General features: G+C 61.6%; 5 protein-coding genes. 4 read left to right on the top strand and 1 reads right to left on the bottom strand.

The window, feature by feature from the left end:
* The first annotated feature begins 69 nt into the window (after positions 1 to 69).
* The gene (locus EN914_RS28130; RefSeq protein WP_024504346.1) at positions 70 to 576 is read left to right on the top strand and encodes a DUF1993 family protein; all 507 of its coding nucleotides are present in this window, start codon (positions 70 to 72) and stop codon (positions 574 to 576) included.
* Between the two features lie 61 nt (positions 577 to 637).
* Here EN914_RS28130 and EN914_RS28135 read toward each other — a convergent pair whose 3' ends face one another.
* Positions 638 to 802 (bottom strand): hypothetical protein, encoded by a 165-nt coding sequence (locus tag EN914_RS28135; RefSeq protein ID WP_023706483.1) that lies wholly within the window; start codon positions 800 to 802, stop codon positions 638 to 640.
* 310 nt (positions 803 to 1,112) lie between these two features.
* Between EN914_RS28135 and EN914_RS28140 the strand changes: the two genes are divergently transcribed.
* The 3 genes from EN914_RS28140 to EN914_RS28150 all read left to right on the top strand — a co-directional run.
* Positions 1,113 to 1,568 carry a hypothetical protein gene (locus tag EN914_RS28140; protein WP_081714352.1) on the top strand — a complete coding sequence of 152 codons (456 nt, stop codon included), beginning with the start codon at positions 1,113 to 1,115 and terminating at the stop codon, positions 1,566 to 1,568.
* A 113-nt stretch (positions 1,569 to 1,681) separates the two neighbouring features.
* Complete coding sequence (locus EN914_RS28145; RefSeq protein WP_024504348.1) at positions 1,682 to 2,749, top strand: aldo/keto reductase; 1,068 nt, start codon at positions 1,682 to 1,684, stop codon at positions 2,747 to 2,749.
* 51 nt (positions 2,750 to 2,800) lie between these two features.
* Positions 2,801 to 3,655, top strand: an 855-nt coding sequence (locus tag EN914_RS28150; protein ID WP_127389404.1) for a cysteine desulfurase-like protein, incomplete at its 3' end; no start/stop codon positions are given.

The raw sequence follows: 3,655 nt of genomic DNA on the forward strand, positions 1-3,655 counted from the left end.
GCCTTGAAAAATCCTGCACGAAGGCGCTACGTCGCGTCCGCCGGCGCTGGGCCGGGCAGGAGATTTGACGTGACGATATCGATGTATGAGGCATCCGTGCCGGTGTTTTCGGCCAGGCTGAAAGCGCTTTCCAATGTGCTTGCGACCGCCGAACAGAATGCGCTGGACCGCAAGATAGACCCGCAGGTTTTTCTGACGGCGCGGCTGGCGCCGGACATGTTCGCCTTGACCAGGCAGGTGCAGATCGCCACCGATCATGCCAAGGGCGCGCCGTCACGGCTCGCCGGCCGCGAAGTGCCGAAATACGAGGACAATGAGGCGAGTTTTGCCGATGTCCAGGCTCGCATCACGAAGACGCTCGACCTTCTCGCGACATTTTCGGCTGCCGAATTCAACGGCTCCGATGACAAGATCATCGAGCTGAAGTTTGGTGGACGCGAAAGCTCGATGCCCGGCCTGCAGTATCTGCTGCATGTGGCCATGCCCAACTTCTATTTTCATCTCACCACGGCTTACGACATCCTTCGCCACAATGGCGTACCGTTGGGCAAGGCGACATTCCTGGGATCGCGCTAAGGAATTGAGTTTTTTGGAGGTGTCCCGGACCGATCCGGGACATCCTGAACACCGGATGCAGCTAGCGAACGGACATTTCGCGGGCGATGCGGGGGAAGTCGGCCGGCTTGATCCCGATGTCGGCGCGGTCGGCATTGCTCATCGAATGAAGCAGCGCGAGCGCCGAGCGGTATCTCAGATGTTCCTGCGGCCGAGGCCGGGCGAACATTTCAGTGAAGAAACCCATGATTCAAGCCCCAAAATTGGTCCTCCACGGCTGCCAATATAGGTGAATCGTGACAATTGTGCAGTGCAGCATTTGCATACCTGCCATGTCTTGGCGAATTTTTTCGCCATTTTCCGCAACCGGGTGAAACTTTTGCTGACGCGCATCGTAGCCTCGAATGCTGGCTGCATGGCTGCCACGAGGCGACGGCTAAATTCGTTGAGATCGGTGCCATGCATTTTTAACGAGCCGGTTCTATGCTTCGATACCCGAATGGTCGGGCGAGGGGGAGGCTGACATCGCTACTGGCGCCAAGCGGGATTTCGCTTCGTTGCTCGACGACCTCTTCATCGCACCCGACAAGAATGGCGAGGGCGAAGAGGCCGGCGCTCGTCCATCCATCCCGTTCGACTATCTTTCGGTGGCCGATGAACTCCATTCCGGCCGCATCAAGGTTTCCGCTGCCGAATATCGCGAGGCGGGCGCGGATCTGGCGACCGAATTCGCCGCTTTGCTCGATCATGCCAAGCTGGTTCTCGCCGGCGAAGAGCCAAAGCCCGAGGAAAAACTGCCGCCGATCGATCCCGAAGCCATCGCCGTCGAACTCGGCCTCAATCAGCCCAAGCAGGTCGCCGATTTCGGCCGTATGCGCCGCAGCTTTGCCTTTGCCAACCATCCCGACCGCGTCGCCCCACATTTGCGCCAGCGCGCCATGATCCGCATGCAAGTGGCCAACATGCTGATCGACGAGGCCAAGCGTCGTGCACTGGCCGGTGCTCGCCGCTAACCCGGCTGGTTCACGCAAAAGTCGGCCTGGCGAGGCTTGGAGAGCGGCTCTGCTTTGCCTATAGATGCGGCTCCTCCGCGCAGTCGCGCCAGCCTTCCTCCGGAGCCGAATCCATGCACAAACGCCGTCTCGGTCGGACCGATCTTCTTGTTACCCAGATCTGCCTGGGCTCCATGACCTGGGGCCAGCAGAACACCGAGGCCGAAGGCCACGCCCAGATGGACCTGGCTTTCTCGCGCGGCGTCAATTTCATCGACACCGCCGAGCTCTATCCGATCCCGCCCAAGGCGGAGACGCAGGGACGGACCGAAAAGATCATCGGCAGCTGGATGAAGGCCAAGGGCAACCGCGACAAGGTGATCTTGGCCTCGAAGGTCGTCGGCCGCACGGCCAACAGCTGGTTTCGCGGCGACAGGCCGTCGCAACTGGTGCGCGCCGATATCTTTGACGCCATCGACAAGTCGCTGGCCAAGCTCGGCACCGACTACATCGACCTCTATCAGATCCACTGGCCGGAGCGGGATATCCCCTGGGGCGCCAACCCGACGCGCGTCGGCGCCGTGTCGCCGCGCGCCGATTCCGTCGGCGCACCGGCCGGCGAAACGCCGATCGCCGAGACGCTTGCCGTGTTTGACGAATTGGTGAAGGCAGGAAAGATCCGGCATTTCGGCCTGTCGAACGAGAGTTCCTGGGGCGTGATGCGGTTCCTTGCCGAAGCCGACAAGGGTATCGGCCCGCGCGTCGCGTCGATCCAGAACGCCTACAATCTCGTCAACCGCACCTTCGAGGTGAATCTCGCCGAGGTCTGCGAGCGCGAGCAGGTGTCGCTGCTGCCTTATTCGCCGCTGGCACAGGGCTATCTCACCGGCAAGTACGACCACGGCGCGCGGCCTCAGGGGTCCCGCTCGCAGCTGTTCAATCGCGGCCAGCGTTACGAGACGCCAGGTGCCGCCGAAGCACAACTTGAATACAATGAGCTGGCGCGCTCCTTTGGCCTGGAGCCGGCACTGTTTGCCAATGCCTATGTCTCGAGCCGGCCGTTCGTAACCTCGAACATCGTCGGCGCAACGACGCTTTCGCAGCTCGACATGGCGCTGTCTTCCGTCGACGTCGTCTGGACCGACGAAATGCAGAAGGCGGTGGATGCGATCCACCAGCGGGTCGGCAATCCCTGTCCTTGAACGGGGATTGCTGGCCGAATATCCAACGATTACAATGGGAGAAGGGCGGCAATGAATTTTCCGATCGAGGCTATCCGGGGGAAATTTCCCGCTCTCTCTCTGACCGACAAGGGCCGCCGCCGCATCTATCTCGACAACCCTGCCGGCACGCAGGTGCCACAGGCAGTGGCGGATGCGGTATCGCGCTGTCTCTTGACCACCAATGCGAACCTTGGCGGCTACTTCGAAACGACGATTGCCGCGCAGGCCGTCGTCGATGAGGCACATGAGGCCATGGCCGATTTCCTCGGCGCCGCAAGCCCTGAGGAAATCGTCATCGGCGCCAACATGACGACGCTGACCTACCACATCTCGCGCACGCTCGGCCGCACGATGCAGCCCGGCGACGAGATCATCCTCACCCGCATGGACCATGAGGGCAACGTCTCGCCCTGGCTGCAACTGGCCGAGGATCACGGCCTCGTCGTGCGCTGGCTGCCGTTCGACGAAACCAGCTGGCAGGTCGAGGAGGCGACGCTGGCTGGCTTGCTTTCGGAGAAGACACGGCTGGTCGCGTTGAACTACGCCAGCAATTTGACCGGTTCGATCAACCGGGTGAAGGTGCTGACTGCGATAGCCAGGAATGCCGGTGCGCTGGTCTATGTCGATGCCGTCCAATTCGCGCCGCACGGGCTGATCGACGTGCAGGAGCTCGGCTGCGATTTCCTGATCTGCTCGGCCTACAAATTCTTCGGCCCGCATATGGGCATATTGTGGGGCCGCCGTGATGTCATCGAGACGCTGGAGCCCTACAAATGCCGCTGCTCTTCCAACGGTCTGCCGGAGCGGTTCGAACTCGGCACGCCGCAGATCGAGCTGATGGCCGGCCTCACCGCCGCGGTCGACTACTTTGCCGACCCTGGCGCG

It is taken from the genome of Mesorhizobium sp. M7A.F.Ca.CA.001.08.2.1 (genome assembly GCF_003998455.1).
Classification (GTDB): domain Bacteria; phylum Pseudomonadota; class Alphaproteobacteria; order Rhizobiales; family Rhizobiaceae; genus Mesorhizobium; species Mesorhizobium ciceri.